Here is a 26,662-nt window from a genome sequence, read left to right on the forward strand (position 1 = left end):
CTTGTTACGCGTTACGCTAACAAACGCGTTACGGAAGGAGTCCAATGGAAATCCAGTCGCCGGACCGCCTGATCCGCCTGGCAGTGGACCTGGTGAACGCGGACAAGCTGCGCACCACCGGGGACCTGCAGGCGTTCCTGCTCGAGCACGGCGAACCCGGGCCCATCGACGTCGACGAGAACGACCTGGCCGCGATTCGGCTGCTCCGCGAGTGGCTGCGCCCCGTGTTCCACGGCGACTCCGCGCAAGGCGCCCGGGTGGTCAACGCGATGCTCAAGCGGTACGCCGTACGCCCGTACCTCTCGGACCACGACGGGACCCCGTGGCACGTCCACGTGGCGCGGCCGGGAGCATCCTGGGCCGAGTGGCTCGCGGCGACGACAGCGCTCGGCCTGGCGACGTTCGCGGCCGGGCACGGCTTCGAAGCACTCGCGGTCTGCGCCGCGGCGGACTGCGAGCGCGTCTTCGCCAACGCGGCGGAGAAGCGGCCGCGGCGGTTCTGTACGCCGAGGTGCGCCGGCCGGACCCGGGTGGCCGCCCACCGGGCACGGCGGGCCTAGGGTGTATCCCAGGAAGCCCAGGGAGGAGTGCGAGTTGAGTCACACCGTGCTGGCCGAGCTGGTGGCCAACGTGCTGAAGGTCACCGCCAAGGCCGGGGACACGGTTGGGCCGGAGGACACACTGGTCATCCTGGAGTCCATGAAGATGGAGATCCCGGTGCTCGCCGAGGTCGCCGGCACCATCGCCGAACTGAAGGTCGTCGAGGGCGAAGTGGTCCGGGACGGGGACCCGATCGCCGTGATCGACGAGAGGTGATTCAACCGAAATGCCCCGCAGCGCGTCTTTACCGGTGAAGGCACCGGCCGGGAACTTCCCGGCGGGGTGCGCCGTTGAGCCGTCGTACAGCGAAACGGAACTCAGGGTAAGGCCCGGGTTCTCCCGACGTGCGCAAAGGACGGTGACCGCGGCACCATGGCCTTCACGCTCATTGCCGAGAGGACCCAGGGAGGCGTTGCGGTGAAGCCGTTCGACACGTCGACGGTCCCCGCACCCCAGCAGGTGCCGGACGCGCTGCCGTCCTGGGACGAGATCGTCCGCACCCATTCCGCCCGCGTCTACCGGCTGGCGTACCGGCTGACCGGCAACAAGCACGACGCCGAGGACCTCACCCAGGAGGTCTTCGTCCGGGTGTTCCGCTCGTTGTCGTCGTACACGCCGGGGACCTTCGAGGGCTGGCTGTACCGGATCACCACGAACCTGTTCCTGGACGGCGCCCGCCGCAAGCAGCGGATCCGCTTCGACGGCCTGCCCGAGGACGCCCACGACCGGCTGCCGGCCAAGGGCGAGGGCCCGGCCGAGAAGCTGGACTCCGACCTGTTCGACCACGACGTGCAGGACGCGCTCGACGCGCTGCCCGAGGACTTCCGCGCCGCCGTCGTGCTCTGCGACATCGAGGGCATGACGTACGACGAGATCGCGGACGTCCTGGACGTGAAGCTCGGCACCGTCCGGAGCCGGATCCACCGCGGCCGCTCGATGCTGCGCAAGCACCTCGAGCACCGCGCCCCGCGCTCCGGCCAGACCCGCGTCGGCGGCCCGCCGACCGACGGGCTGTTCGCAGACGGGGGTGACCTCGCATGACGCTGCAGCACCCGCTCGACAAGCTCAGCGCGGTCGTCGACGGTGAGCTCGACCACGACTCGCGGGACAAGGTGCTGAGCCACCTGGTCGGGTGTGACACCTGCCGCGCCGAGGTGGACGCGCAGCGCCGGTTGAAGGCGCGGATGGCCGCGCTGGAGTCGCCGGACCCGTCCACCGACCTGATGCAGCGCCTGATGGGCGTCTCCTCGTTCTCGACCGAGCCGCGCGAGGAGGTCCGTCCGGTGGTCACGCCGGCGGTCAGCCTGTTCCCGCAGCGGTCCGCGTTCCCCGCCGGGCGCACCGGTGGCACCCGCCCGGGCCCTGCCCGTGGCAGTCGCTCCCGCCGCCGTACCGGCGTGCTGGGCGCGGCCGGCTCGGCCGCCGCGGTCGCCTCCCTGCTCGGTACGGCGTTCGTCGTCGGCGACCCGGCCCGCTCCGAGCAGCCGCCGACCCTGCAGCCGCCCGTCGCCAGCTTCTCGTCCGACCACGCGAACACGAGCAACGGAGCCCCGTTCGCGGATCCGGTCGCCCTGCTGAACAGCTACAACGGCACGGGCTACACCGGCGCCGGCTACCCGGGCACGGGCTACACAGGCACGGGCTACACGGGCACTGGCTACAGCGGGCTGACCCCGACCGTGGGCCCCACACTGCGCCCGGTGGCCCTGACAGGGCGCTGACCGGTGAGCCTCTCCCGGCTCGCCGTCCTGGTCAGCACCGCCCTGATCGGCTTCGGCCTGCCCACGTCCGCAGCCGTCGCGTCGCCCGGCTCCCGGTCGGACTCGCCGACCGCGGTCAGCTGGCTGCAGCGCGCCGCCGACGCCCCGAACCACGTCTCGTACCACGGCACGCAGGTGATCACCTCCTGGGGACCGCACGGCGCCAGCTCGGCGATGCTCGAGATCGTGCACGCCGCCTCGCAGGGCTCCGAGGTCAGCGTGCTGGGCTCGTCCGCGCCCGGCGCGAAGGCGTTCGTCCAGCGCGCCACAGCCACGGACGCCGCGATCGACGGCGGACCCCTGGCGTTGCTGCAGGCGACGTACCAGCTGGTCGACAAGTGCTGCACGGACGTGATCGGACGGTCCGCAGTACTGGTTGAGGCGTTGCGGGACGACAAGACGCTGGCTGCGCGGTTCTGGATCGACAAGACGACCGGGCTGTTGCTGCAGCGCCAGCTGTTCGGTGCGGACGGCAAGACGATGGTGCGGGCGACCGTCTTCACCGCGTTGACGATCGACGGCTCCGAGTTCCTCGGCCACCTGCCGCCGATGCTGCCCAGCGGCGTCGAGGCGGTCGGCATGGGCAAGGTGGACAACCTGCGCTCCGAGGGCTGGGTCTGCGCACCGGAGCTGCCCGCGTCCCTCAAGCTGTACGACGTCCACCAGGACACCACGAACGGCTCGCTGCAGTTCTCGTACTCCGACGGGCTCTTCAACGTCTCGCTGTTCGAGCAGCGCGGCACGCTCGACCCGGCCGCGGTCGAGGGCTTCACCAGCACCGACAGCCCCGGCGTGTACCTGCGCTACGGCATGCCGTCGTACGTCGTCTGGTCGTCGGGCGGCATCGTTTACACGCTGATCGGGGACCTGCCGCCGGAGCAGCTCGGGCAAGTGGTCCGCGCGTTCCCTCACGACGTACCGGAGCAGCTGACCGCGATCCAGCGGCTCGGGACCGGGCTGGCCAAGATCGCGACCTGGCTCACTCCGATGGGTGCGCTCTCGCCGAACCTGGGATAATCGAATGTGGAAGTCCCTCCGGTTACCCCCGGAGCCAGGGCTCCCGACCGACGACGACCACGACGACGTGAGGCGGGGACCGTGACTAGCGACGACGCCGAGCCGACAGTTCCGAATCCGGCGACCGCGGACCCGACGGCGGTGCTGCCCACCGCGCCCACCGCGCCCGCCCCGGCCGGGCCCAGCTCGGCAGGTCCCGCCTCGACAGATCCCAGCTCGGCAGGTCCGGCCTCGGCAGGTCCCGCGGGGTCCTCGGACGCGCCGCTGACGTTGACCCCGCCGGTTCCCGGAGCGGGTACGGCGCCCTTGCGCACGCCGGGGTCCGACGCGGCGTACCGGCAGACGAACGGCGGCCGCTCCACCACCCAGCGCAGCTTCGGGCGTCCGGAGCCGCAGCAGGCGAACTTCCGCCCGGTGTACCCGGGACAGGCGTGGCCGACCGAGCAGCCGCAGTACCGCCCGGCGTACCTCCCGCCGCCCCCGGCGGACTGGCACCAGCAGCAGGCCCGCTCGTACACAGCGGAGCCGCCGCGGCTGAACCGGCTCGTCACGATCGCCGCTCTGGTCGCGCTCGTCATCGGGGTCCTCGCCGGGGCCGGTGCGGCCACGGCCGTGGTGGCGCTCGACGGTGACGACGCGCCGATCGCCCAGCAGCCCCAGCCGCCGGTCGGCACCGGAGCGGACCCGAAGATTCGCGCCGGGTCGGTGTCCTCGGTCGCCGCGAGCCTGCTGCCGAGCGTCGTCCAGCTGAAGGTCGAGGGCGAGGACAACTCCGACGCCACCGGCTCCGGGTTCGTGATCGACAACGTCGGGCACATCCTGACCAACAACCACGTGGTCGCGGGCGCCGCCAAGGGCGGCTCGATCCAGGTCGTCACCAACGACAACAAGACCGCGACCGCGCGGTTGGTCGGGCGCTCCCCGGCGTACGACCTGGCCGTCGTCCAGGTCACCGGGCTGCAGGCGTCGTCGGTGCAGTTCGGCCGCTCGGACCAGGCGATCGTCGGGCAGGACGTGGTCGCGATCGGTTCGCCGCTCGGCCTGGCCGGCACGGTCACGTCGGGCATCATCTCGGCGAAGAACCGCCCGGTGACGACCGGCGACGACCCCACGCAGGCGTCGTCGTACATCAGCGCCCTGCAGACCGACGCGGCGATCAACCCCGGCAACTCCGGCGGCCCGCTGGTCGACATGAACGGCCGGGTGATCGGGGTGAACTCCGCGATCGCCAGCGTCCGCGGCTCCAGCGAGGGGCAGAGCGGCAGCATCGGGCTCGGGTTCGCGATCCCGATCGACCAGGCGCGGCGGACCGCGCAGCAGCTGATCGCCACCGGCAAGGCGTCGTACCCGGTGATCGGGGCGGGTGTGGACATGACGTTCGAGGGCGGCGCCCGGGTCAGCTCGGTGAGCCCGAACTCCCCGGCGGCGCGGGCCGGCCTGCGCATCGGCGACGTGATCACCGCGGTCAACAACGAGCCGGTGGACAGTGCCGAGGTGCTGATCGTCTCGATCCGCACGCACCAGCCGGGCGAGGCGGTGCGACTCGCGTACGAACGCGGCGGACGCACCCAGACGGTTACGCTCACTCTCGCCCAGCAGATCGGCTGACCGGGCAGGCACGTGTCGATTGCCACGACTCCGTCGCGGCGGGTCATGGGGCTGGAACTCCCGGCCTTCCCTCGTCGCTCCGGTCGCTTCGCTCCCTCCGCTCCTCAGTCCAGGCCGGGAGGCCCCATGACCAGGCTCGGGTTACTCTTGTCCGCGACGACGTACGGAGAGGTGGGGACATGTTCGGCATCGGACCGCTCGAACTGGTCGTGATCGCGATCGTCGCCGTACTCGTTTTCGGACCGGACCGGTTGCCGGAGTTCGCCCGGACCGCGGGACGGCTGCTGCGCCAGGTCCGCCAGATGGTGACCAACGCGCAGAACGACCTGCGCAACGAGCTCGGCCCGGAGTTCGCGGACCTCGAGCTCCAGGACCTGAACCCGAAGAACTTCGTCCGCAAGCACCTGCTCGAGCCGATGGACGACGACGACAAGCCCGTCGCCGAGCTCACCGACAACACCCCCCAACGCCTCCCGGCCGGCGCCAAGCCCCCCTTCGACCCCGAGTCGACCTGACTCACCGCCTCCGGGCGAGGTGGGTGAGGGCGAGCACGCCCGCGACGGCGGGGAGCAGGGCGAGGAGGCCCCAGAGGGGTGGGAATGGGTGTTGGCCGTACTCCGTGATGAACAGGAGTAGGAGTGCTGTCGTCAGGGTGAGGAGGGTGGCGACGGCTGCGGCTCCAAGAGCTAGTGGGCGTGGGGTGCGGGCGAGGGCGGCGGCACCGAGCCACAGGAGTGCGTTGAAGGCGGCTGCGGCGTACACGAGGCCGCAGACAGTGCCTGACTGGACCTCCTTGCCGTACGGCGCGTAGACGGACACCGAGTGATCGAACAGGCTGCGGCTGCCTGCCTGGTCGACGATCGCGGCGACGGCGAGCACCAGCGAGAGCCCGACCGCCAACCACGCCGTGCCCCGGCCCGGGCGGGTTTCTGAAAGTGACTGTCTCATGCGAGTGACTGTACAAGACAGTGACTTGCTGAAGCGAGCAGCTGTCTCCTAAGGTCGGGACATGGCTACCGGTCTGCGGGAACGCTGGCGTGTGAAGGCGCGGCGGACGATCCAGGAGTGCGCGCTCGAGCTGTTCGACGAGCGCGGGTTCGGCGCGGTGACGATCGAGGAGATCGCGGCCGCGGCCGAGGTGTCGCCGTCGTCGGTCTACCGGTACTTCGGGACCAAGGAGGGCCTGATCGTCGCCGACGAGTTCGACGCGATGAGCGAAGAGGCCCTCCAGGAGCTGTACGACCCCGACGACCCGGTCGGCACGATGGTCCGGATCGTCCGCGACTACGAGGCTCCGAATGCGGATCAGGCCGCGGGCGAGCCGATCTCGTGGCGCCGGATCCGCTACTTCTTCAAGGAGCCGTCGGTCCGCACGGCGGTCGGCGCCACGCTGGACCGCGCGAGCCAGCGCATCGCCCCGCTGATGGCCGACGGCCGCCGCACCGAGACCCAAGCCCGGGTGGCCGCGAACGCCTTGGTTTTCGGGTACTTCGCGGCGCTCGAGCAGTGGTACCTCGACGGCGGCGTGCGCCCGGTCGCGGAGTACGTCGAGGAAGGCCTCGCCCCGCTCCGGGGCATCTGGTCAGTCGGTGACGAGTAGGTCGTAGGTGACCTTGTCGTCGACGTGGGTGGCGAGCCGGAACGCCGCCCGGTCGGTGCCGACGTGCCGGAAGCCGGCCTTCTCCGCGGTACGGCGGGCCGCTGTGTTGCTGGCCGCCGTACGGATGTAGAGGCGCCTGCCCCCGAACCCGCCGGCGTCGTCCGCGGCGAAGTACCACTCGGCGACCCGCCGGATCGCCTCGCTCATCACGCCGCGGCCCTGCGCCTCGGGATGCATCCAGTACCCGAGCTCGGCGTCGCGGACCTCGACGTCGGGGTGGATGCCGAACAAAGTCAGGTTGCCCAGCCCCTGATCGGTCCCGGCGTCCGCCACACACCAGTTGAAGCGCCGCCCGCTCGCGGCCTGTTCGGCCATGTCCTTCAGCCAGAAGCGCGCGTCCTCCGCGGTGAACGGCTGCGGGATGAACGGCAGGAAGTGCGCGGTCGCCTGGTTCGTCCGCGCGGTGGTGATTCGCGCGACCTCGTCCTCGCGCCAGGTCCGCAACCGCAGCCGCGGCGTCTCCAGCACCGGCTGGTCGAACCACGGCCGCCGCGGCTTCCGAGGGTCGTTCGGACCGATCCACGCCGTCCACGCGTCGACCCGCTCGCCGCCTTCTTCCGCCATGTCCGGGATCGTCTCACCCATCCGGAACCCGGTCGCCCACGCGACCCGGCGCGACGGCCAGTTCCCGACCCGGGCCCACCACAGGATGACGTGGAATCCACAGGTCTCGAACCCGAAGCCGAGGATCAGCCGTACGGCGCGACTCATCACGCCGGCGCCCCGGGCCCAGGCCGAGAGCCCGTAGTGCACGCGGGCGTTGCCGTCGGCGTTCGGCTCCAGGGCCACGCTTCCGGCGTACCGGCCCTGGTACTCGACCACGAACACCAGCCGCTCGCGCCGCGCCCACGCCTCGGTGATGCCGAAGATGATCCAGCGCCGGGCGTCCTCGTCGTCGAACCCGCGGCGGGGATCTTCGCGCTGGCGCTCGGCCTGCCCTGCGACGTCGTCGGGGCGGGGCGCGCGTAGCGTCACCACCCCGTCGGTCAGGACCGGATGTTCGGCAGGTATCGGCACCGGGCCAGTTAACAGCCCGGAGGGTGTCAGCGACCGACCGGGGACAGCCCGAGCTGGCGGCCGAGGAGGCCTCGGGGCTTGCCGCCGAGGGTGGAGGCGATCTTGTCGAGGACCTGCGCCGCCGGGGTGTCCGGGTCGGCCGCGGCGAGCGGCTGGCCGAGGTCGCCGCCGGAGCGGAGGCGCTCGTCGAGCGGGATCTCGCCGAGCAGCGGGATCTTGTACCCGAGCCGTGCGGACAGCGTCTCCGCGACCCGCGTGCCGCCGCCGGTGCCGAAGATCTCGATCCGGTGCTCGGGGCCGCAGTGTGGGCAGGGCAGGTACGACATGTTCTCGACCACGCCGGCCACCCGCTGGTGCACCATCTGCGCCATCGTGCCGGCCCGCTCGGCCACCTCCGCCGCGGCCTCCTGCGGCGTGGTCACGACGATCACCTCGGCACTCGTCAGCCGCTGGCCGACGGAGATCGCGATGTCACCGGTGCCCGGCGGCAGGTCGAGGAGCAGTACGTCGAGGTCGCCCCAGTACACGTCCGCGAGCATCTGGACCAGCGCCCGGTCGAGGATCGGGCCGCGCCAGGCGACGACCTGGTCGCGCTTGGGCTTCAGCATGCCGATCGAGATCACCTTCACGCCGTGCGCGGGCACCGGCATGATCATGTCGTCCACCGCGGTCGGCCGCTCGTCCGCGACGCCGAACATGGCCGGCACCGAGTGGCCGTAGATGTCCGCGTCCAGGACGCCGACCGACAGGCCCTGGCGGGCCATCGCGACGGCCAGGTTCACCGTCACCGAGGACTTGCCGACGCCGCCCTTGCCGGACGCGATCGCGAACACCTTGGTCAGCGAGTCCGGCCGGGAGAACGGGATCTCCTTCTCGGCCACGCCGCCGCGCAGCTGGGTCTGCAGCGCGGACCGCTGCTCGGCGGACATCACACCGAGGTCGATCTCGACGCCGGTGACGCCGTCGAGCTTGCTCACCGCGCCCGTGACGTCGCGGCGCAGCGTGTCCTTCATCGGACAGCCGGCGACGGTCAGCAGGACGCGGACCGCGACGACACCGTCCTCGCGCACGACGACGGACTCGACCATGCCGAGTTCGGTGATCGGCTTCTTGATCTCCGGGTCCAGGACACCACCGAGCGCCGTGGTCACCTGATCAGCAGTGGGAGCAGCCATGTCCCAAGGCTACGTGCTCGGCCCACACCGCCCGACCGCGGTCCGTGTGACGTAGCTCCGGCAAGGCAACCCTTACTTCAGAGGCCGGGTGCGCCGTAGATCGGGAACCACCGGGACAGGTCCTGCTCGAAGTTGAGATCGGTGCCGACGACCGACCTGATCTGGAGTTCCTTGGCGTTGTCGCGGCGGTCGGCGCCGGCCGGCACGAACGGGTACCAGGAGCCGCGCTTGTACAGGTAGACCAGGCCCAGCGAGTCGGTGCCGTTCGTGAAGGCCACGAGTGTGCAGAGCAGCGTGTTGCCGAAGCCTGCGTCGACCAGGGACGTGTTGACCGCGTGCAGGTCGGTGACCAGGGTCTCCAGGTCGTCCGGCGCGGTCTGCCGGACCAGCCAGCTGAAGCCGTACGAGTCCGTCGTACTGGTGAACTTGCCGTTGTCCAGCGCGAGCAGCTTGTCGACCTCCTCGCGGAGCGCCGTGAAGCCACCGCCCTCGGCCGCCTTGAAGCAGACCGAGCCGTTGCCCGTCGGACGGTAGCCGGCCGCGGTCTCCAAGGTGATCGCGGCCGACGGAAGCGAGAACAGCTGGTCGAGGTTCGGCGGGACGGCTTTGCTCCGGCCGAGCAGGATGTCGAGAAGGCCCATAGCTCTAAGCTTGCTCGCCCAGCTCGCGGGAGAGGGCACCGAGGCGGTCGAGGCGTGTCTCCAGCGACGGGTGGGTGGAGAACAGCGACGAGACGCTCTTGCCGGAGATCGCCGGGGCGAAGAAGAACGCGTTGAACGCCTGCGCCGAGCGCAGGTCGCGGGACGGGATCCGGGCGATGTCGCCGCTGATCTTCGTCAGCGCCGACGCCAGCGTCGAGGGTCTCCCGGTGAGCATCGCGCCGGCCCGGTCGGCGGCGAGTTCGCGGTACCGCGACAGCGCCCGGGTGAGCAGGAACGAGATCGCGTAGACCGCGAGCGACACCCCGACGATCGTGAGGACGACGAGCGCGGCGTTCTGGTCGCGGTTCCGGCCGAGGCCGCCGTACAGCCCGAAGCGGGTGATCAATCCGGCCAGGACGCCGAGGAACGACGCGATCGTCATCACCGCGACGTCCCGGTGCGCAACGTGCGAGAGCTCGTGCGACAGCACGCCCTCGAGCTCGTCCTGGTCCAGCCGGCGCATGATGCCGGTGGTGACGCACACGACCGCGTTCTTCGGGTTGCGGCCGGTGGCGAACGCGTTCGGCAGGTCGACGTCGGCGATCGCGACGCGCGGCTTCGGCATGTCCGCGAGCGCGCACAGCCGGTCGATGGCGCCGTGCAGCTGCGGCGCCTCCTCCGGCGTGACGATCTGCCCGCGCATCGCGAACAGCGCGATCCGGTCGGAGAACCAGTACTGCACGAACAACATGCCGCCCGCGATCACCACGGCCAGCACCGCGCTCCTGGTCAGCGCGATCAGCAACGCCACGAAGCCGACGTACAGCAGGCCCAGCAGGAAGCTGGTGAGCAGCATCCGGCGGGACAACCCACGATCGGGGGCGAACCGAGTCTTCATGCGCACGTCCTTCCTCACCTGCTAGCGAGGGTAGCTCGGCCTCAAACCCGGTCGTCCTCGCGCGTGTCGAGGTCGGCGAGCAGCGAGCGGAGCTCGGAGCGCAGGAAGTCGCGGGTGGCGACCTCGCCGACCGCCATCCGCAGCGACGCCATCTCGCGGGCCAGGAACTCCATGTCCGCGCGGGTCCGCGCGTCGACGTCGCGGTCGCGTTCGTACTGCACCCGGTCGCGGGCCTCCTGCCGGTTCTGCGCGAGCAGGATCAGCGGAGCGGCGTACGACGCCTGCAGGCTGAGCGCGAGGGTCAGGAAGATGAACGGGTACTCGTCGAAGCGCAGCTGCTGCGGGGCGAAGATGTTCCAGCCGACCCAGAACAGGATGGTCCCGGTCATGTAGACCAGGAACTGCCCGGTGCCGAGGAAGCGCGCGATCCGCTCGGACAGCCGGCCGAACGCGTCCGCGTCGTACGCCGGCCGCGGTACGAACGTCCGCCGCCACTCCCGCGGTACGTCGAGCCGCGCGGTGCCGCGGAACAGCCGGCGCTCGTCCGAGGACCGGCGCCGCTCCTCGGTGGTACTGCTGCGCGGGCGGCGGTCGTCGGTGCTGCGGTCGTCACGGGGCATCGTGGTCCACCTCCTGCGCATCGGACTGACCGTTCTGTTCCGGCTGATCAGCATGGTCGTGTTCACGCCAGTCGTCCGGCAGCAGGTGGTCGAGGACGTCGTCCACGGTCACCGCACCGATCAGCCGGCCCTCGTCGTCGAGCACCGGAGCGGCGACCAGGTTGTACGTCGCCAGGTACTTGCTCACGGTGTGCAGGCTGTCGTCGGGCCGCAACCCGTCGAGGTCCGTGTCCAGTACGGCGGACACCAGCTCGGACGGGGGTTCGCGGAGCAGCCGCTGGATGTGGCCGATGCCGATGAACCGTCCGGTCGGCGTCTCCAGCGGTGGACGGCACACGTAGATCATGGCGGCCAGTGCCGGACTCAGGTCGGCGTTGCGCACGTGGGCGAGCGCATCGGCCACGGTCGCGTCCACAGGCAGGATGACCGGCTCTGACGTCATCAGACCGCCGGCCGTGTGCTCCTCGTACGTCAGCAGCCGCCGTACGTCTTCCGCTTCCTCCGGCTCCATCAGCGTCAGCAGGCGTTCCGCCGTGTCCGTAGGAAGCTCTGCGACCAGGTCGGCCGCGTCGTCCGGGGACATCTCCTCCAGCACGTCCGCAGCCCGTTCGGTGTCCAGCCCGGCGAGGATCTCGACCTGGATGTCCTCGGGCAGCTCCTCGAGGACGTCGGCCAGCCGCTCGTCGTTCAGCGCCGCTGCGATCTCCTTGCGCCGCTTGGCGGACAGGTCGTGCAGTACGCCGGCCAGGTCGGCCGCACGCATCGACTCGAAGGCCGCCAGGATGTGGGTCGCGCCCTGTCCTTCCTCGACCTGGGTGAACCCGCTGACGTCGGCCCAGTCGAGGACATGGGTCTGGCCGCGGCGCCGGAACCGTTTGGAGCCCTCCCGCACCGCCACCTTGGTCAGCAGCCAGTCCCGGGTCCGCCACTGCTCCATGGCCATGTCGAACACGACCGCGGCCGTCCCGGTGTCCGCGATGGTGACGGTCCGGTCGAGCAGCTCGCCCAGCACAAGTACTTCGGTCGCACGCTGCTCGAAGCGCCGCATGTTGAGCAGCCCGGTCGTGATGACGTGGCCGACGTCGACCGAAGTCACCCGGGTCATCGGCAGGAAGATGCGGCGCCGGGTGAACACCTCGACCACCAGCCCGAGCACCCGCGGCGGCTGCTCGCCCTGGCGCATCATGGCGACCACGTCCCGGATCTTGCCGACCTGGTCGCCGTTCGGGTCGTAGACCGGCAGCCCCGCGAGCCGGGCGACGTACACACGCGACGGTGATCCGGTCATGTCCGAAGGCTAACCCGCCGACGCGGAGTCGCGGCTGAGGCCGCTTCGTAGACTTTGCTCCTCGGGCGACATCGGAGTGGGGTGGGGATCCTGGGATCCACCGGGTTGGGACTGGACGAGGAAGCGGCGTACCTGGAACTGATCCGGCACGGCGCCGCGGCACTGGGGGACCTAGCCGGGCGACTCGGTCGCTCGGTGCCCGACGTGCGGCGGGCGGTCGACGTCCTGCAGACCGAAGGGTTCGTGCACCGTACGCCGCCACCTGCTGAGCTGATCGTGCCGGTGCCTCCGGAGCTCGCCGTTGAGCAGCTGATCCAGCGGCAGGAGGAGGAGTTCGAGCGGGTCCGCAAGGCGGCGTACCGGCTGGCCGCCGAGGCGACCAGGCAAGGGGGTGAGCGGCGAACCGAGGAGCTGATCGAGATCGTCACCGGCGAGACGGCGGTCGGCCTGGCATTCGACCGGGTCCAGCGGACCGCTCGGACCGAGATGCGGGAGCTGGTCGCCCCGCCGTACGTCGCCTCGGCCGAGGTGAACAGCACCCAGCTGGCCCGCCAAGGTGCCGGTGTGACGTATCGGGTGGTCTACGACAGCTCGGCACTCGCTGACGCTGTGCTGGCGGCCAGTGCGGTCAGCCACGTCCGGGCGGGGGAGCAGGCGCGGATCGCCGACGTGCTGCCGACCAAGCTGGCGATCGCGGACCGGGAGTTGGCACTGCTGCCGCTGGATTGGGCGACTCCAGCACAGGACGCGGCGCTGCTGGTCCATCCGTGCAGTCTGCTCGACGCACTGGTTGCTCTGTTCGAGACAGTGTGGAACAGGGCGAGTCCGCTGTCGGTGACCGAGTCGGACGGTCTGGAACCCGAGGAGGCAATGTCTGCCGAGGACAGGCACCTCCTGTCGTTGCTGGTCGCCGGGCTCACTGACGACGCGGCCGGTGCACGGCTCGGCATCAGCCGCCGTACGGTCGCCAGACGGGTCCAGCAACTGATGGAACAGACCCACTCCCGCTCCCGGCTCCAGCTGGGCTGGCACGCCCGGGACCGCGGCTGGCTCTGACCGGATTGGCCACGACAAGTTTGCGCCAGGCGGATCCGTAGCAGGACCGGCAGCCCGCCGCATGTAATGCGGAGACATCCCCTGCACTTGGAGCCGTCGTGTCCTTCCCCTCCTGCCGTCGTGGGCTGATCGCCCTGGGCGCGGCCGTACTGGCGCTGACCGCGGCCGTGGTGCCGCCGGCCGGTGCAGCACCTGCCGCCGCACCGATCAGCAGTACACCGCCGCGCACAGTCACGCTGATCACCGGCGACAAGGTCACCGTGACCACCGTCAGCGGCCGTCCGACCGCCACCGTGCGCAAGCCGAACGGGACGCCGGCCGGCGCGCACATCATGGCTGTCGGCAACGACCTGTACGTCTATCCCGACGCCGCGCTGCCGTACGTCGCGTCCGGCGTCCTCGACGAGCGGCTCTTCAACGTCACGGAGCTCCTCGCCTACGGGTACGACGACGCGCGCAGCGACGGAACGCCCTTGATCGTGTCGTACGCCGCCGGCCGGAAGCAGGTCCCGCTCGCCGGCGCCCGGCAGACCCGCGCGCTGACCAGCATCAAGGGCGCCGCGGTGACGGCCGACCACGACGAGGCAGCAGCGTTCTGGACGTCGTTCACCGGCGGCAGCAGCGCCGCCGCCGCCCGTGCGCTGCCGAGCGGGATCGCGAAGGTCTGGCTGGACGGCAAGGCGAAGGCCACCCTGGCGGACACCACCGCGCAGATCGGTGCGCCTCAGGTGTGGCAGGGCGGCAACACCGGTGCGGGTGTGGACGTGGCCGTCCTCGACACCGGCATCGATGCCGCGCATCCGGACTTCGGCGGCCGGATCGTGGCCGCGCAGAGCTTCGTGCCCGGAGCGGACGTCACCGACCGCAACGGCCACGGGACCCACGTCGCCTCGACCATCGCCGGAACCGGGGCCGCGTCGGACGGCAGTGAGCGTGGCGTCGCGCCTGGTGCCGGCCTGCATGTCGGGAAGGTCCTGGACGACGACGGCAACGGCCAGGACTCCTGGATCCTCGCCGGCATGGAGTGGGCCGCCCGCGACCAGCACGCCAAGGTGATCAGCATGAGCCTCGGGTCCGGTCCGACCGACGGAACCGACCCGATGAGCCAGGCCGTGAACGCGCTGAGCGCGGAGACCGGTGCGCTGTTCGTGATTGCCGCCGGCAACTCGGGACCGGACCCGTTCAGCGTCTCCTCGCCGGGTGCGGCCGACGCGGCGCTGACGGTCGGCGCGGTCGACGGCAAGGACCGGCTCGCGTCGTTCTCCAGCCGTGGTCCACGCGTCGGGGACAGCGGGCTCAAGCCCGACCTGACTGCTCCGGGCGTCGACGTGCTGGCCGCGCGCTCGCAGTACTCGCCGGAAGGGGAGGGGGCGTACGTCGCGTTGAGCGGGACGTCTATGGCGACGCCGCACGTAGCGGGTGCCGCGGCGCTGTTGGCACATGAGCATCCCGACTGGACCGGTCAGCAGTTGAAGGACGCACTGGTCAGCACGACCAAGACCACGCTGCAGTACAGCCAGTTCGCAGCTGGCACTGGTCGGCTGGACGCGGCCGCTGCGGTCCGCAGTACGTTGTACTCGTCCGGCTCTGCCTTCGCTGCGGTGAAGTGGCCGTACCCGGCGAGCGGGCTGGCGCAGAGGGACGTCACCTACACCAACAACGGTGCTGAGCCGGTCACGCTGAACCTGGCTCTCAAGAACCAGGGCATCCCGGCGGGTCTGTTCACGCTGACTGCTCCGCAGGTGACCGTTCCGGCTCACGGTACGGCGACGGTCGGTGTGGTGAGCCACCTGGACCTGGCCGCCGATGACGCCGGCTACAGCTCGATGCTCACAGCAACGGATGCCGGTGGCGCAGTGCTCGCGCACACCGCGATCGGTGTCAGCAAGCAGAGCCGGCGCGTCAAGCTGTCGCTGAGCGCGAAGGACCAGCACGGCGCACCCCTGTCCGGTGTCGTCGTACTCAAGGACATCAAGCGGGACGTCGTGCCTCAGGTGTACATGGTGGACGGGAGCCTCGACATCACCGTTCGCCCGAGTACCTACGCAGCGTGGATGTACGCCGACGTACGGGGACTGGACGCGCCGCACTCGCTGGGCCGGGCAGTGATCAGTCAACCCGAGGTGGACGTCCAGCAGGACCAGACAGTCACCTTCGATGCGGCAGGGCTCCGCAAGGTTGCTGCGGTCACCCCGCGGCCCAGTGAGAACACGTACGTACGGGTCGACCAGTACCGCAGCTACGGCGACCTGCACCGCTTCGTGGACACGTATCAGCTGGAGTGGTGGCTCTACGACTCGCTCTGGGCCACACCGACTCGCAAGGTGACGCAGGGCTCGTACACGTTCGCGACCCGCTGGCGTCAGGAGCAGCCCGCGCTGACGGTCGGCTCCTTCAACACCTTCGTCCAGAGCTGGTCACCGAAGCTGCCCGCAGGCACTGGTCTCTCCCGGGTCGTGTACGTCGGCACGGACCCGGCGAGGTACGACGTACGCGGCAAGATCGCCGTCGCCCAACGCAGCGACGCCGCACCGCCGACACAGCAGGCCGCAGCAGCTGCCAAGGGCGGTGCGAAGCTGTTGCTGCTGCTGAACGACGGCTACGGGCCCCTGGACGCCTGGGCCGACCTGCCGCAGGAGGAGGCGCCCGCACTGCCAGTGGCGTCGCTGACTACCGACCAGGGGAAGCAGTTGCTGGCACAGCGTCCCAAGCTGCTGACTCTCGTCTCGCATCCGTACCCGGACTATCTCTACGACCTCGTCCAGCACCACGATGGTGCCGTGCCGGCGGATCCCGGTTACCGGCCGACCGCCCGCGACCTGGCGCGGATCGACGAGGTGTTCAGGGACACCAGGCCGGGGGAGGCGCTCGACATCCGCTTCGACCTGTCGACGGACTTCAGCTGGGCGGTGTCCGCAGCCGCGAGCACGGTGGAAGCGCAGGGCGACCACACGGTCTATGTGACGGCTTCGCCGAAGGTGAAGTGGCTCAGCCAGGCCGCGGTACCCGACCTGATCCAACAGGGCTCGTCGCTGTCCTACCGCCCGGGCAGCGTCACCGAAGAGACCTGGTTCGGCGGGGTCCAGCGGCCACGGCTGCTGAGCGACAGCGCGTTGTCGACACCCCCGTCCCGGGTTGGCGACATCATGAGCGTCTTCAGCCTTCCCGGCTTCGCCGACTCGGGCCCGCACCAGGGCTTCGTGTACGACGTCGGCGCGCCGGTCAGGTCCGCCTTCTACCAGGGCGACACGCTGCTGGGCGAGGGCGCCGACATGCTGTCGATCGAGGTGGCGCCGGAGCGGTTGCCGTACCGGCTCGTCGTGGACACCCAGCGCGACCTGCCGAACCGTCCGTACTCCCCGAGGACCCACACGGAATGGGCCTTCACGTCCGGACAGGTCGATTTCGCACAGCTGAAGACGCTCCCACTGCTTCAGCTCGACTACTCGATCGCAACAGACCTGTCGGGCCGAGCGAAGCGGCACAGCGACCTCACCGTGACTGCCTCGCATCTCCCAGGTGCGGTGGACACCGGGAAGGTCAGCGCGGCGACGGCGGAGTTCTCGTACGACGACGGTGTCACCTGGCGACCTGCCAAGCTGCAGCGGCACGGGGCCGGATGGCGGGCCAAGCTCGATGCGCCTCTGTCGGCCGACTACGTGGCCCTCCGGGTCACCGCGCGCGACGACGCCGGCAACGGCGTGAGCCAGATCGTCCAGCGCGCGTTCGGCGTCCGCTAACTCAGCCTGGGGCGGCGCCGTACCGGGCGGTGCAGGGTCGTCGGTGGCTTGCCGCGGGTGGTGGCTCTGGTCGGGATCGGGGCCTCGGCGCGAGGCGTGGCGTCGTACCGGCCCGCTGACTCGGTGATCTCGCCGGTCGGGTCCAGGACCAGGATGTCCGCCTCGGCGCGCCAGCGCTCCAGTTGGGTGTCCAGCTCCGCCGCGTTGAGCCGCTCGGTCCGCAGCACCTGCGCCGCGACCGTCCACTCCTCGGTCCCCGGCTCCAACCGCCGTACGGTCGCCGTCCAGCTCGCCAGCCGGTGCATCGCCGGCTTGGCGGGTACGACGACCTCCACCGAGCGCGCGGTGGCGAGTCCGGGCAGCGGCTGCTCGGCGCCGTCGCCGGTGTCCGCCAGTACGACGTACTGCCCGTCGACGGTCGCAAACCACGCAGGCGTTGGCCGCCCGCCGTCCCAGGCGAGCCACACGAGCCCGGCCTTCTTCATCACCCCGGCGATCTCGGCAACCGCGTCGTCGATGCTCACGCGTCCAAGTGTCACACGGTGAATCGGGACACACTCGGAAGGGAAGTGAGCCGGGTCACCGGGGCGGCGGCGGGTGACGCCGTACGCTGCCGGTGACCGGTGGGTAACCGAGCGGAGGTCGACGAGCATGACGGAACAGTTGCGCAGCAGGCGGTCCTGTCTGGCGACGCCCGGGTCCAACCCGCGGTTCCTGGCCAAGGCGAAGGGGCTGGACGCGGACCAGGTGTTCCTGGACCTCGAGGACTCCGTCGCGCCGCTGGCCAAGCCGGACGCCCGGAAGAACATCGTCGCCGCGCTGAACGAGGGCGGCTGGGGCAACAAGCTCCGGGTCGTCCGCGTCAACGACTGGACCACCGAGTGGACGTACGCCGACGTGATCGAGGTCGTCGGCGGCGCCGGGGCCAACCTGGACTGCATCATGCTGCCGAAGGTGCAGACCGCCGAGCAGGTGGTCGCGCTCGACCTGCTGCTCACCCAGCTGGAGAAGGTGCACGGGTACGAGCCCGGCCGGATCGGGATCGAGGCGCAGATCGAGAACGCGCTCGGCCTCACCAACGTGAACGCGATCGCCACCGCGTCGCCGCGGGTGGAGACGATCATCTTCGGCCCGGCGGACTTCATGGCGTCGATCAACATGAAGTCGCTGGTGGTCGGCGAGCAGCCGCCCGGGTACGACGTCGGCGACGCCTACCACTACATCCTGATGCAGATCCTGATGGCCGCGCGCGCCCACGGCAAGCAGGCGATCGACGGCCCGTACCTGCAGATCAAGGACGTCGACGGCTTCCGCCGGGTCGCGGGCCGCTCGGCCGCGCTCGGCTTCGACGGCAAGTGGGTCCTGCACCCGGACCAGATCGCCGCCGCGAACGAGGTCTACTCGCCGCGCCAGGAGGACTACGACCACGCCGAGAACATCCTCGACGCCTACGACCACTACACGTCGGCGGCCGGCGGCGCGCGCGGCGCGGTGATGCTCGGCGACGAGATGATCGACGAGGCCAGCCGCAAGATGGCCCTGGTCATCTCCGCCAAGGGCCGCGCCGCCGGCCTCACCCGCACCGACATCTGGCAACCCCCGGCGGACTGAGCCTCCGAGGTCTTGCCTTCGGATCGCGGCAGGAGTAGGCCGGAAAGGTCCGATTCCTCGGGGGACCGTGATCCTCAGGAGGGGCCATGCGCCGTCCACGCGCCATGGTCCTGGCTGCGGTCGCGTGCCTGGCCCTGACCGGGACCGGGCTGGCTTCCGCGCAGCCGGGCGCAGACACGGAGGTCACCGTCGGCAGTCCGTCGACGCCCTTCTCGCAGAACAAGCAGAACGAGCCTGGCCTCGCAGTCGACGCTCACCAGCCGTCGCTGCTCGCCTCGGGCGCCAACGACAACATCGACCTGGAGGCCTGTGCCGCGGGCGATCCGACGACCTGCCCCTTCACCCCGGGCGTCGGAGTCACTGGCATCACGTTCTCGACGAACGGCGGCCAGAGCTGGTTCCAGCCGACGTACACGGGCTGGTCGGCGCGGCACTGCCTGGGACCGGCGGCCTGTGTGCCGCGGGTCGGACCGATCGGGACGTTGCCGAACTTCTTCGAGAACGGGATGGTCTCCAACGGCGATCCCGAGCTGGCCTTCGGGCCGCGCCTCGGCGCGAACGGGAGCTTCTCCTGGACCAACGGCTCCAGGCTGTACTACAGCTCGCTGACGACGCCATTCCCGGGCAACCCCGGCTTCCGGGGCGCCGCGGCGATCACCGTGTCGCATCTGGACGCCACAGGTCCCGGCAACCGCCTCGCGGACGCGCTGGCCGGCGTCAACGCCGCGTGGTCCGCCCCGGTCGTCGTGACCAGGCAGAACTCGGCGCTGTTCTCCGACAAGGAGCAGATCTGGGCCGACAACGCCGCGTCGAGCGACTTCTTCGGCAACGTCTACGTCTGCAACGTCGGCTTCCGCGGCGTCGGTGCCGGAGCGCCGGAACCCGTGCTGTTCGCCGCCTCCAGCGACGGCGGGCTGACCTGGCGGAACAAGCAGCTGTCTCCCGCGACGAACAACGCCCAGACCGGCGGCCGGCAGGGCTGCGCGATCCGCACCGACAGCACCGGGACCGTGTACGTCGTCTGGGTCGGCACCGACATCCGGACCCGGCAGGGCGTGTTCTTCCAGGCCCGGTCCTTCGACGGCGGCCGGACGTTCGAGCGGCCGCGGCCGATCACGATCGTGACGAACATCGGCCAGTTCGACCCGGTCCAGGGCCGGTTCACCATCGACGGCGTGGCAGGCGCGCGGACCAACACGTTCCCCAGCATCGACATCGCCAACGGCGCGCCGACCGGTGCCACCGCGACTGACGAGATCGTCATCACCTGGTCCGACGACTCGGCGGGGACGAACAACGAGCGCGCGTACGTCGTCCACTCGACGAACGGCGGCGACAGCTACACGGGCCGCACGGTGGCGAGTGAAGGTGCCGACCGGGCCAACCAGCCCGCGATCGCGATCTCGCCCGACGGGCAGGACGTGTACCTGACGTACAACGCGTTCCTCGCGCCGTGGCAGCCGACGACGGCGGCACCGCGGCCGATGCTGGGCGTCGTACGGCACGCGAACTCGTCGACGGGTCCGTTCACCACCCTGCACCGCGGTGCGGTCGGTGACGCCCGCGCGTCGAGCGCCAACGGGCTCGCCTTCGAGTTCCTCGGCGACTACAACTACGCGGTGGCGACCGAATCGTCCGGCGTGCTGGTCTGGAACGACACCCGCGAAGGTGCGGACTGCCCGGCCATCGACGCCTACCGCCAGTCGCTGGTCGCCGGTACGCCGATCGCGGTGCCGGCACCGGGCACCGCCTGTCCGCCCACGTTCGGCAACACCGACATCTGGGGGATCGCTGTCGCCGACCCGACCGCGGATTGAGAGGAGCGAGGGCAGCCGGCCGTCGGCCGGCTGCCCTCCGCTCAGCGCGTCCAGACCTTGTAGATGCGGATCGGCTTGGTGGGTGGGCCGTCCTGGTCGGGGTCGGCGATGCCGGCCGCGACCATCCGGTCGAAGGTGGACATACCGGCGATCACCTGGCCGAGGACCGTGTAGTTCGGCGCGATGTTCGCGAACGAGTGCACGACGAAGAACTCCGAGCCGTTGGTGCCCGGGCCCTGGTTGCCGTAGGCAACGGTGCCGCGCGGGTAGGTCTCCTGGCCGGTGACCTCGTCCGGGAACTTGTACCCCGGTCCGCCTTCCTCCTGGCGGTAGATGTCGCCGCACTGCAGGACACCGAGCCGGGCCGAGTTCGTCAGCCGGAAGCACTGGGTGGCGTCGTAGAACCGGCTCTTCACCAGGTGCACGAAGTTGTGCACGCCGCACGGCGCGTTCGCCCGGTCCATCCGGACCACGAACGGTCCGTAGTTCGTCACGAAGTACACGTCGACCGTGCCCTTCGCGCGGGCGACCGGCGACGGGATCCGGACCGGTTTGGCGGCCGGGTTCTCCGGCGTCGGGGTGAACTCGCACTTGGCGACGGGCCTCGGCTGCCCCGTGGGTGCCGCCGCGGCGGTGGTCGTGGTCAGCGTCGTCGCGACCAGGGCGGCCGCGATCAGGGCGGGAATCGATCGCTTCATGCGACACACCGTAGTACCCCGATCGCGCTCCGCAGAGCTTTGCCAAGCTTTTCCCCACGGACTCGATCCGCGCGCGCTTCCCGCCTAAGGTGAACCGGTCCGCTGCGGAAGGTGTGGTGTGTGAACGGCGAGGTACTGGCCGGTCGGTACCGGTTGCTGACCCTGCTCGGCAGGGGCGATGCGGGTGAGGTGTGGCGGGCCGAGGACACGTTCCTCGCCCGCGAGGTGGCGGTGAAGCTGCTGCGCAGTCTCGACGGCGACCCGATGGACGCGGTACAGCGGTTCCGCGCCGAAGCTCAATCAGCCGCTCGATTGACCCATCCGAACGTGGTCGCGACGTACGACGTCGGCACCGAGGGCGACCACGTCTTCCTCGTCATGGAGCTGGTGCAGGGCCCGGACCTGGCCCAGCTGATGCGTACGTCGGGACTCCCGAGCCCCGGCCTGGTGACGCAGATCGCCACCCAGGGCGCGCGGGCCCTGGACGCCGCGCACGCGGCCGGCATCGTGCACCGCGACGTGAAGCCGGGCAACCTGCTGATGGCTCCGGACGGCACGCTCAAGATGACCGACTTCGGCATCGCGAAGCGCGCGGGCAACGAGACGACCGGCCTGGGCGTCCTGCTCGGTACGGCGTCGTACGTGTCGCCGGAGCAGGTCCGCGGCGAGGCAGCCACGTCCGCCAGCGACTGGTACTCGTTCGGCTGCGTCCTGCACGAACTCCTGACCGGTACGCCGCCCTTCTCCGGGCCGACCGTGGACGTGGTGATGCGGCAGCACCTCGACGCACCGCCGCCACAGATCACGCGGGACGACGTACCGGCTGAGCTGGCGAACCTGGTCACGCGGCTGCTGGCGAAGAACCCGGCAGACCGCCCGTCGTCGGCGGACGAGGTGGCCGCGCTCCTCAGCAACCCGGCGCACACCCAGGTCCTCGCCATGGAGCCGCTCGGCGTCGGCCACTGGGAGGAGGACGACGACGAGCCCACCTCCCACCGCGCGCCGGCACGGGCCTTCCCGCTCGCCAAGGTCGGCATCGGCGTCGCAGTGGTGCTCGCAGCCATCACCGGCTTGCTCCTGCTGCGGGAGAGCGTCAGCAACGACACCCCGAGCGCACAGGCCGGCAATACACCGTCCGCACCCGCGCAGAAGGCCACGGCAGCGCCGAAGCCGACACCGAAGCCCACCCCTTCCGCGACCAAGACCACGAAGAAGCCCACGCCCAAGCCGACGCAGAACCCGCGGGCCGTCCTGGTGCAGCGGCTGCGGACGCTGGCCGCGCAGGTCCGCGCTACTCAGCAGGACAGCCGCAGCAAGGCGCCACGCGAGGCAGCGCGGGACCTGGACAAGGCTGCCGAGGCCATGGACCAGGGTGACCTGAACGCGGCGGCGCAGCACTTCTGGGACGCCAGGCGGAAGCTGGCGGAGGCGCAGCAGCGCCAGCGCTGGCAGGCGACGCAGGAGATCGTGACGCTCTTCCAGACCATCGGCCGCACTCTGCCGCGCCCGGGCGGCGACGGTGACGGTGACCGTGACGGCAACGGCGACGGTGGCGACAACGACGAGTGAGCCACGCGACCTCCGTCAGGTGGCCGGTGTCACAGCGGGTGTCCCCTCGGTGCCGAGATGCTGTGATACTCGCGGGATACTCGCGGGTAAGCCGGCCGAAGGAGGCGCACGATGAGCAGGTTGCAGCAGACCGAGGGCCTGACCGACGTCCAGGAGGAGATCCTGAAGACGGTCCGGGCGTTCGTCGAGGCGGAGATCCTCCCGGTCGCCACCGAGCTCGAGCACCGCGACGAGTACCCGACCGAGATCGTCGAGGGCCTCAAGGAACTCGGCCTGTTCGGGCTGATGATCCCCGAGGAGTACGGCGGCCTCGGCGAATCGCTGCTCACCTACGCGCTGTGCGTCGAGGAGATCGCCCGCGGCTGGATGAGCGTCTCCGGCATCATCAACACGCACTTCATCGTCGCGTACATGCTGCTCCAGCACGGCACCGACGAGCAGAAGCGGAGGTACCTGCCGCGGATGGCCACCGGCGAGGTCCGCGGCGCGTTCTCGATGTCCGAGCCGGGCTGCGGCTCCGACGTGTCCGCGATCAAGACCAAGGCCACGCGCGAAGCCGACGGCTACGTGATCAACGGCCAGAAGATGTGGCTGACCAACGGCGGTTCGGCGAACCTGGTCGCGGTGCTCACCAAGACCGACGAGGGCGCGGACTCGGTCTACAAGAACATGACGACGTTCCTGGTCGAGAAGGAGCCCGGCTTCGGCGAGGTCGACAAGGGCCTGACGGTGCCCGGCAAGATCGAGAAGATGGGCTACAAGGGCGTCGACACCACCGAGCTGGTCTTCGACGGGTACCGGATCGACGCCGGCCAGGTCCTCGGCGGCGTCCCGGGCAAGGGCTTCTACCAGATGATGGACGGCGTCGAGGTCGGCCGGGTGAACGTCGCCGCGCGCGGCTGCGGGGTGGCGCGGCGGGCCTTCGAGCTCGGGATCGCGTACGCGCAGCAGCGGGAGACGTTCGGCAAGAAGATCGCCGACCACCAGGCCGTGCTGTTCCGGCTGGCTGACATGGCGGTCAAGGTGGAGGCCGCGCACGAGCTGATGGTGAAGGCGGCGCGGAAGAAGGACAGCGGTTCCCGCAACGACTTCGAGGCCGGCGTCGCGAAGTACCTGGCCAGCGAGTACTGCTCGCAGGTCGTCGAGGACTCGTTCCGCATCCACGGCGGATACGGCTTCTCCAAGGAGTACGAGATCGAGCGCCTCTACCGCGAGGCCCCGATGCTGCTGATCGGCGAGGGCACCGCGGACATCCAGCGGATGATCATCGGCCGCCGCCTCCTGGAGGACTACAAGCTGTAAGAGGGCGTCTGAGCACCCTGCGCCTACTGCGCGGCACTCGGCGGGCACCTCGCTGCACTGGAGGAAAGGGCACGATGGATCCGCATCGAACCCTTCCCTCCAGCGCACCGAGGCGCTCCGCCGAGCACCTGCTCGCTACGGCGCAGGGTGCTCAGACGCCCTCTAAGACCGGCCGGCGCGCTGGGTCGACGGGCGGGGCGGTGCCGGTCGGCCCAGCGCGCGGCGGGGCAGGGGCGTAAGGGGTCAGGCGGGCGCGCGGTCCGGCGGCCGCGGACGGCCGGAACCGTGGCCGGAGAGCAGCCAGATGCCGAGCTGGGTGATCTCGTGCCGGACCGAGGCGCCGTCCCGGCGGGTGGTGATCAGTCCGGCCTCGCGCAGCACCGTCGCCTGATGACTGGCGGCGGCCGGGGAGATCTTGCAGTGTTTCGCCAGTTCCGTCGTGGTGCAGCCGCTGACGGTCGCCTCCAGCGCGGCCGCCCGGGTCGACCCGAGCAGCGAGCCCAGCGGGTCACTCGACGGGGCCGGTTCCGCCGACGCCTGCCGCAGGATCCCGGGCGCATGCTGGATCGGGTACACCAGGATCGGGGTGAGATCCGGGTCCCGCAGCTTGGTCGGAACCTGCCAGCAGAACGCCGACGGCTGCAACTCGATTCCCCTGCCATCGAGATACAGATCCCGGTCGTTCAGGTCGAGCACCTGCAGGACCGGCGGCACCCACCGGACCCGCGGATGCAGCGACGAGAGCAATCGGTCCACACCGTGCCGGGCCAGCGCCTCCCCACGATGGGCGTGGTCGGCGGACACGTGTGTCCCGATCGACTTCCAGTACGGCGCGATCGCCGCGTCGTGGTACGTCCGGATGGCCCGGCCGAGCTTCTGCATCGGGGCCCGGCCGCCCTGCGCCAGCTCCCGCGTCCACGGGGACGACGGGCGGTACTGCGCGAGCAGGTCGAGCTGGCTGCGCACCTGCTGCTGCGGTGTCGCCAGCGCCTGCTCGAGCGCGGAGTCGAAGTCCGGCGCGGACGCGGCCGGCGTCAGGAAGTCGGGGGAGTAGCCCTTCGAGGGCGTCAGCTCGAGCAGCAGCCGCATCTGGTCCGGCGCGACCGTGGTCCGCACCCGGCGGCGCCAGTCCTCGAAGATCAGCCGGCCCTCGGAGTGCTGCAGCATGTGCAGGCTCAGCAGCACCTCCCACAGCGGCGCCGGGGTGGTGGCGATCCTGATCCGGGTCAGGTCGCGCGGCGTGAAATGAATGCGCAGCACCACGATCCCTCCCCGGGCCGAGAATGGTCGCAGAAAGTAGTCATTTCCTGACCGAATGCGACCCCGGAATTCAATCAAGCAAGGGATCCGCCGACAACCGTTTGAACATTCCAATCCGGGAGTACTCCCGGCCATGGCAAAAGGTTGCCAGGTCACCCTTCATCGGGAAGCGAATTCCGGGCTCAGAGCCAGTGGTTCCGCTTGAACAGCCGGTAAAGCACGAAACACGCGGAGAGCATCACGCCGAGGACGACGAAGTACGCGTACCGCAACCGCAACTCCGGCATGTAGTCGAAGTTCATCCCGTAGATCCCGGCGATCATCGTCGGCACCGCGAGGATCGCCACCCACGCCGAGATCCGGCGCATGTCCTCGTTCTCGGCCACCTGCACCTGGGCCAGCCCGGCCTGCAGGATCGAGCTGAGCAGCTCGTCGAACGAGATCACCTGCTCCTTCACCCGCTGCAGGTGGTCGTCGACGTCGCGGAAGTAGTTCCTGGTCTCGTCGGCGATCAGCGGATGCCGCAGCGTCGACAGCGCCCGCATCGGCCCGGTGAGCGGCGCGACGGCCCGCTTGAGCTCCAGGACCTCGCGTTTCAGCTGGTACACCTGGTCGATGTTCCGCCAGCCGCGCGGCGTGAACATCGAGGTCTCGATCAGGTCGATGTCGGCCTGGACGGCGTCCGCGACCTCCAGGTACCGGTCCACGACGTGGTCGGCGATCGCGTGCAGCACCGCTCCGGGACCGGTGGCCAGCCGCTCCGGCTCGCGCTCCAGCTCCTGGCGCAGGCCCGCCAGCTCGCTGTGCTCACCGTGCCGGACCGTGACCACGAAGCCGGGCCCGCAGAACACCATGACCTCACCGGTCGCCACGACCTCGCTGGTGGCCGTCAGGTCGTGGTGCGGGACGTAGGTGACGGTCTTGAACACCGCGAACAGCGTGTCGCCGTACCGCTCCAGCTTGGGGCGCTGGTGCGCCTCGGACGCGTCCTCCAGCGCCAGCGGGTGCAGGCCGAACTCCGCCCCGATGATCGCGAGCTGGTGGTCGGTCGGCTGGAACAGCCCGATCCAGACGAACCCCTGGCCGCGCCGGGCCCGGTCCAGGGCCTCGGTGTAGGAGTCGACGCGCTGGTCGCGGACGCCGTCGCGGTACAGTCCCCAGTCGACGAGAGCGCCTTCGAGCTTGCCGGTGACCACCTCGTCCGGCGGCCGGCCCGCTCCGCCGTTGCGGCGGGCGAAGACGCGGCTGACACGGCGTGTCGCGCCGGTGTTCAACCGTCTGTCCCACCGTCGCCCGGTCATCACCGGCGAGGCTATCAAGACGTG

25 protein-coding genes are annotated in these 26,662 nt (G+C 70.3%); 14 read left to right on the top strand and 11 right to left on the bottom strand.

The features are described from left to right. Window positions 1-44 precede the first annotated feature (44 nt). The 7 genes from ABN611_RS20870 to ABN611_RS20900 all read left to right on the top strand — a co-directional run bounded on the left by ABN611_RS20870 (window position 45) and on the right by ABN611_RS20900 (window position 5,500). A complete protein-coding gene (locus ABN611_RS20870; protein WP_350281578.1) occupies window positions 45-560 on the top strand; it encodes a CGNR zinc finger domain-containing protein in 516 nt (171 codons plus the stop codon). A 34-nt stretch (window positions 561-594) separates the two neighbouring features. Then, the gene (locus ABN611_RS20875; RefSeq protein ID WP_350281579.1) at window positions 595-816 is read left to right on the top strand and encodes a biotin/lipoyl-binding carrier protein; all 222 of its coding nucleotides are present in this window, start codon (window positions 595-597) and stop codon (window positions 814-816) included. 156 nt (window positions 817-972) lie between these two features. After that, window positions 973-1,641, top strand: a complete 669-nt coding sequence (gene sigE, locus ABN611_RS20880; RefSeq protein WP_350281580.1) for an RNA polymerase sigma factor SigE — start codon at window positions 973-975, stop codon at window positions 1,639-1,641. Next, window positions 1,638-2,321, top strand: coding sequence for a zf-HC2 domain-containing protein (locus tag ABN611_RS20885; RefSeq protein ID WP_350281581.1), 684 nt, complete (start codon window positions 1,638-1,640; stop codon window positions 2,319-2,321). Before sigE ends, ABN611_RS20885 begins: the two co-directional genes overlap by 4 nt. A gap of 3 nt (window positions 2,322-2,324) precedes the next feature. Further along, the gene (locus ABN611_RS20890) at window positions 2,325-3,377 is read left to right on the top strand and encodes a sigma-E factor regulatory protein RseB domain-containing protein (protein WP_350281582.1); all 1,053 of its coding nucleotides are present in this window, start codon (window positions 2,325-2,327) and stop codon (window positions 3,375-3,377) included. Window positions 3,378-3,458: 81 nt separating this feature from the next. After that, entirely contained in the window at window positions 3,459-4,985 is a 1,527-nt protein-coding gene (locus tag ABN611_RS20895) for a trypsin-like peptidase domain-containing protein (RefSeq protein WP_350281583.1), read from the top strand. A gap of 179 nt (window positions 4,986-5,164) precedes the next feature. Further along, complete coding sequence (locus ABN611_RS20900; RefSeq protein WP_350273880.1) at window positions 5,165-5,500, top strand: sec-independent translocase; 336 nt, start codon at window positions 5,165-5,167, stop codon at window positions 5,498-5,500. 1 nt (window position 5,501) lies between these two features. On the opposite strand, the gene ABN611_RS20905 is transcribed toward ABN611_RS20900, so the two are convergent. Next, window positions 5,502-5,933 carry a hypothetical protein gene (locus ABN611_RS20905; protein ID WP_350273881.1) on the bottom strand — a complete coding sequence of 144 codons (432 nt, stop codon included), beginning with the start codon at window positions 5,931-5,933 and terminating at the stop codon, window positions 5,502-5,504. Window positions 5,934-5,994: 61 nt separating this feature from the next. Between ABN611_RS20905 and ABN611_RS20910 the strand changes: the two genes are divergently transcribed. Beyond that, window positions 5,995-6,585, top strand: coding sequence for a TetR/AcrR family transcriptional regulator (locus ABN611_RS20910; RefSeq protein WP_350273882.1), 591 nt, complete (start codon window positions 5,995-5,997; stop codon window positions 6,583-6,585). Here the strand turns inward: ABN611_RS20910 and ABN611_RS20915 are convergent. From ABN611_RS20915 to ABN611_RS20940, 6 genes are all read right to left on the bottom strand, one after another. Further along, entirely contained in the window at window positions 6,568-7,662 is a 1,095-nt protein-coding gene (locus tag ABN611_RS20915; protein ID WP_350273883.1) for a GNAT family N-acetyltransferase, read from the bottom strand. The genes ABN611_RS20910 and ABN611_RS20915 overlap by 18 nt on opposite strands. 26 nt (window positions 7,663-7,688) lie before the next feature. Then, a complete protein-coding gene (locus tag ABN611_RS20920) occupies window positions 7,689-8,837 on the bottom strand; it encodes an Mrp/NBP35 family ATP-binding protein (RefSeq protein ID WP_350273884.1) in 1,149 nt (382 codons plus the stop codon). Window positions 8,838-8,914: 77 nt separating this feature from the next. Next, window positions 8,915-9,478 (bottom strand): hypothetical protein, encoded by a 564-nt coding sequence (locus ABN611_RS20925; RefSeq protein ID WP_350273885.1) that lies wholly within the window; start codon window positions 9,476-9,478, stop codon window positions 8,915-8,917. A gap of 4 nt (window positions 9,479-9,482) precedes the next feature. Beyond that, window positions 9,483-10,376 (bottom strand): zinc metalloprotease HtpX, encoded by an 894-nt coding sequence (htpX, locus tag ABN611_RS20930; protein ID WP_350273886.1) that lies wholly within the window; start codon window positions 10,374-10,376, stop codon window positions 9,483-9,485. A 41-nt stretch (window positions 10,377-10,417) separates the two neighbouring features. Further along, on the bottom strand, window positions 10,418-10,996 hold the full coding sequence (locus tag ABN611_RS20935) for a DUF1003 domain-containing protein (RefSeq protein ID WP_350273887.1): 579 nt from the start codon (window positions 10,994-10,996) through the stop codon (window positions 10,418-10,420). Beyond that, window positions 10,986-12,284: a CBS domain-containing protein gene (locus tag ABN611_RS20940; RefSeq protein WP_350273888.1), complete on the bottom strand. Its 1,299-nt coding sequence runs from the start codon at window positions 12,282-12,284 to the stop codon at window positions 10,986-10,988. The genes ABN611_RS20935 and ABN611_RS20940 overlap by 11 nt, the downstream gene beginning before the upstream one ends. 81 nt (window positions 12,285-12,365) lie before the next feature. Here ABN611_RS20940 and ABN611_RS20945 point away from each other — a divergent pair, with 81 nt between their 5' ends. Together ABN611_RS20945 and ABN611_RS20950 are read left to right on the top strand one after the other, a co-directional pair. Further along, a complete protein-coding gene (locus tag ABN611_RS20945) occupies window positions 12,366-13,340 on the top strand; it encodes a transcriptional regulator TrmB (RefSeq protein ID WP_350273889.1) in 975 nt (324 codons plus the stop codon). Between the two features lie 98 nt (window positions 13,341-13,438). Continuing rightward, window positions 13,439-17,080, top strand: coding sequence for a S8 family peptidase (locus ABN611_RS20950; protein ID WP_350273890.1), 3,642 nt, complete (start codon window positions 13,439-13,441; stop codon window positions 17,078-17,080). Here the strand turns inward: ABN611_RS20950 and ABN611_RS20955 are convergent. Next, window positions 17,077-17,604, bottom strand: coding sequence for a hypothetical protein (locus ABN611_RS20955; RefSeq protein WP_350273891.1), 528 nt, complete (start codon window positions 17,602-17,604; stop codon window positions 17,077-17,079). The two genes, ABN611_RS20950 and ABN611_RS20955, sit on opposite strands and share 4 nt — an antisense overlap. A 127-nt stretch (window positions 17,605-17,731) precedes the next feature. Between ABN611_RS20955 and ABN611_RS20960 the strand changes: the two genes are divergently transcribed. Together ABN611_RS20960 and ABN611_RS20965 are read left to right on the top strand one after the other, a co-directional pair. After that, entirely contained in the window at window positions 17,732-18,691 is a 960-nt protein-coding gene (locus tag ABN611_RS20960) for a CoA ester lyase (protein ID WP_350273892.1), read from the top strand. Between the two features lie 86 nt (window positions 18,692-18,777). Further along, a complete protein-coding gene (locus tag ABN611_RS20965) occupies window positions 18,778-20,508 on the top strand; it encodes a sialidase family protein (RefSeq protein WP_350273893.1) in 1,731 nt (576 codons plus the stop codon). A gap of 41 nt (window positions 20,509-20,549) precedes the next feature. Here ABN611_RS20965 and ABN611_RS20970 read toward each other — a convergent pair whose 3' ends face one another. Beyond that, window positions 20,550-21,206 (bottom strand): peptidylprolyl isomerase, encoded by a 657-nt coding sequence (locus tag ABN611_RS20970; RefSeq protein ID WP_350273894.1) that lies wholly within the window; start codon window positions 21,204-21,206, stop codon window positions 20,550-20,552. Window positions 21,207-21,326: 120 nt separating this feature from the next. Here ABN611_RS20970 and ABN611_RS20975 point away from each other — a divergent pair, with 120 nt between their 5' ends. Both ABN611_RS20975 and ABN611_RS20980 read left to right on the top strand, forming a co-directional pair. Further along, window positions 21,327-22,775, top strand: a complete 1,449-nt coding sequence (locus ABN611_RS20975) for a serine/threonine-protein kinase (RefSeq protein ID WP_350273895.1) — start codon at window positions 21,327-21,329, stop codon at window positions 22,773-22,775. 111 nt (window positions 22,776-22,886) lie between these two features. Beyond that, window positions 22,887-24,077, top strand: a complete 1,191-nt coding sequence (locus ABN611_RS20980; protein WP_350273896.1) for an acyl-CoA dehydrogenase family protein — start codon at window positions 22,887-22,889, stop codon at window positions 24,075-24,077. Window positions 24,078-24,320: 243 nt separating this feature from the next. Here the strand turns inward: ABN611_RS20980 and ABN611_RS20985 are convergent, their stop codons facing one another. Then, window positions 24,321-25,340, bottom strand: a complete 1,020-nt coding sequence (locus ABN611_RS20985; RefSeq protein WP_350273897.1) for a helix-turn-helix domain-containing protein — start codon at window positions 25,338-25,340, stop codon at window positions 24,321-24,323. Window positions 25,341-25,519: 179 nt separating this feature from the next. After that, window positions 25,520-26,638, bottom strand: a complete 1,119-nt coding sequence (locus ABN611_RS20990) for a magnesium and cobalt transport protein CorA (protein ID WP_350273898.1) — start codon at window positions 26,636-26,638, stop codon at window positions 25,520-25,522. Window positions 26,639-26,662: the final 24 nt, after the last annotated feature.

It is taken from the genome of Kribbella sp. HUAS MG21 (genome assembly GCF_040254265.1).
Taxonomy (GTDB): Bacteria; Actinomycetota; Actinomycetes; order Propionibacteriales; family Kribbellaceae; genus Kribbella.

What these genes read in the sequence shown, in the direction of transcription:
- ABN611_RS20870 (WP_350281578.1), top strand. Translation starts at nt 45, where the DNA reads ATGGAAATCCAGTCGCCGGACCGCCTGATCCGCCTGGCAGTGGACCTG.
- sigE (WP_350281580.1), top strand. Translation starts at nt 973, where the DNA reads ATGGCCTTCACGCTCATTGCCGAGAGGACCCAGGGAGGCGTTGCGGTG.
- ABN611_RS20885 (WP_350281581.1), top strand. Translation starts at nt 1,638, where the DNA reads ATGACGCTGCAGCACCCGCTCGACAAGCTCAGCGCGGTCGTCGACGGT.
- ABN611_RS20900 (WP_350273880.1), top strand. Translation starts at nt 5,165, where the DNA reads ATGTTCGGCATCGGACCGCTCGAACTGGTCGTGATCGCGATCGTCGCC.
- ABN611_RS20905 (WP_350273881.1), bottom strand. Translation starts at nt 5,933, where the DNA reads ATGAGACAGTCACTTTCAGAAACCCGCCCGGGCCGGGGCACGGCGTGG.
- ABN611_RS20910 (WP_350273882.1), top strand. Translation starts at nt 5,995, where the DNA reads ATGGCTACCGGTCTGCGGGAACGCTGGCGTGTGAAGGCGCGGCGGACG.
- ABN611_RS20920 (WP_350273884.1), bottom strand. Translation starts at nt 8,837, where the DNA reads ATGGCTGCTCCCACTGCTGATCAGGTGACCACGGCGCTCGGTGGTGTC.
- ABN611_RS20925 (WP_350273885.1), bottom strand. Translation starts at nt 9,478, where the DNA reads ATGGGCCTTCTCGACATCCTGCTCGGCCGGAGCAAAGCCGTCCCGCCG.
- htpX (WP_350273886.1), bottom strand. Translation starts at nt 10,376, where the DNA reads ATGAAGACTCGGTTCGCCCCCGATCGTGGGTTGTCCCGCCGGATGCTG.
- ABN611_RS20935 (WP_350273887.1), bottom strand. Translation starts at nt 10,996, where the DNA reads ATGCCCCGTGACGACCGCAGCACCGACGACCGCCGCCCGCGCAGCAGT.
- ABN611_RS20940 (WP_350273888.1), bottom strand. Translation starts at nt 12,284, where the DNA reads ATGACCGGATCACCGTCGCGTGTGTACGTCGCCCGGCTCGCGGGGCTG.
- ABN611_RS20960 (WP_350273892.1), top strand. Translation starts at nt 17,732, where the DNA reads ATGACGGAACAGTTGCGCAGCAGGCGGTCCTGTCTGGCGACGCCCGGG.
- ABN611_RS20965 (WP_350273893.1), top strand. Translation starts at nt 18,778, where the DNA reads ATGCGCCGTCCACGCGCCATGGTCCTGGCTGCGGTCGCGTGCCTGGCC.
- ABN611_RS20970 (WP_350273894.1), bottom strand. Translation starts at nt 21,206, where the DNA reads ATGAAGCGATCGATTCCCGCCCTGATCGCGGCCGCCCTGGTCGCGACG.
- ABN611_RS20980 (WP_350273896.1), top strand. Translation starts at nt 22,887, where the DNA reads ATGAGCAGGTTGCAGCAGACCGAGGGCCTGACCGACGTCCAGGAGGAG.
- ABN611_RS20990 (WP_350273898.1), bottom strand. Translation starts at nt 26,638, where the DNA reads ATGACCGGGCGACGGTGGGACAGACGGTTGAACACCGGCGCGACACGC.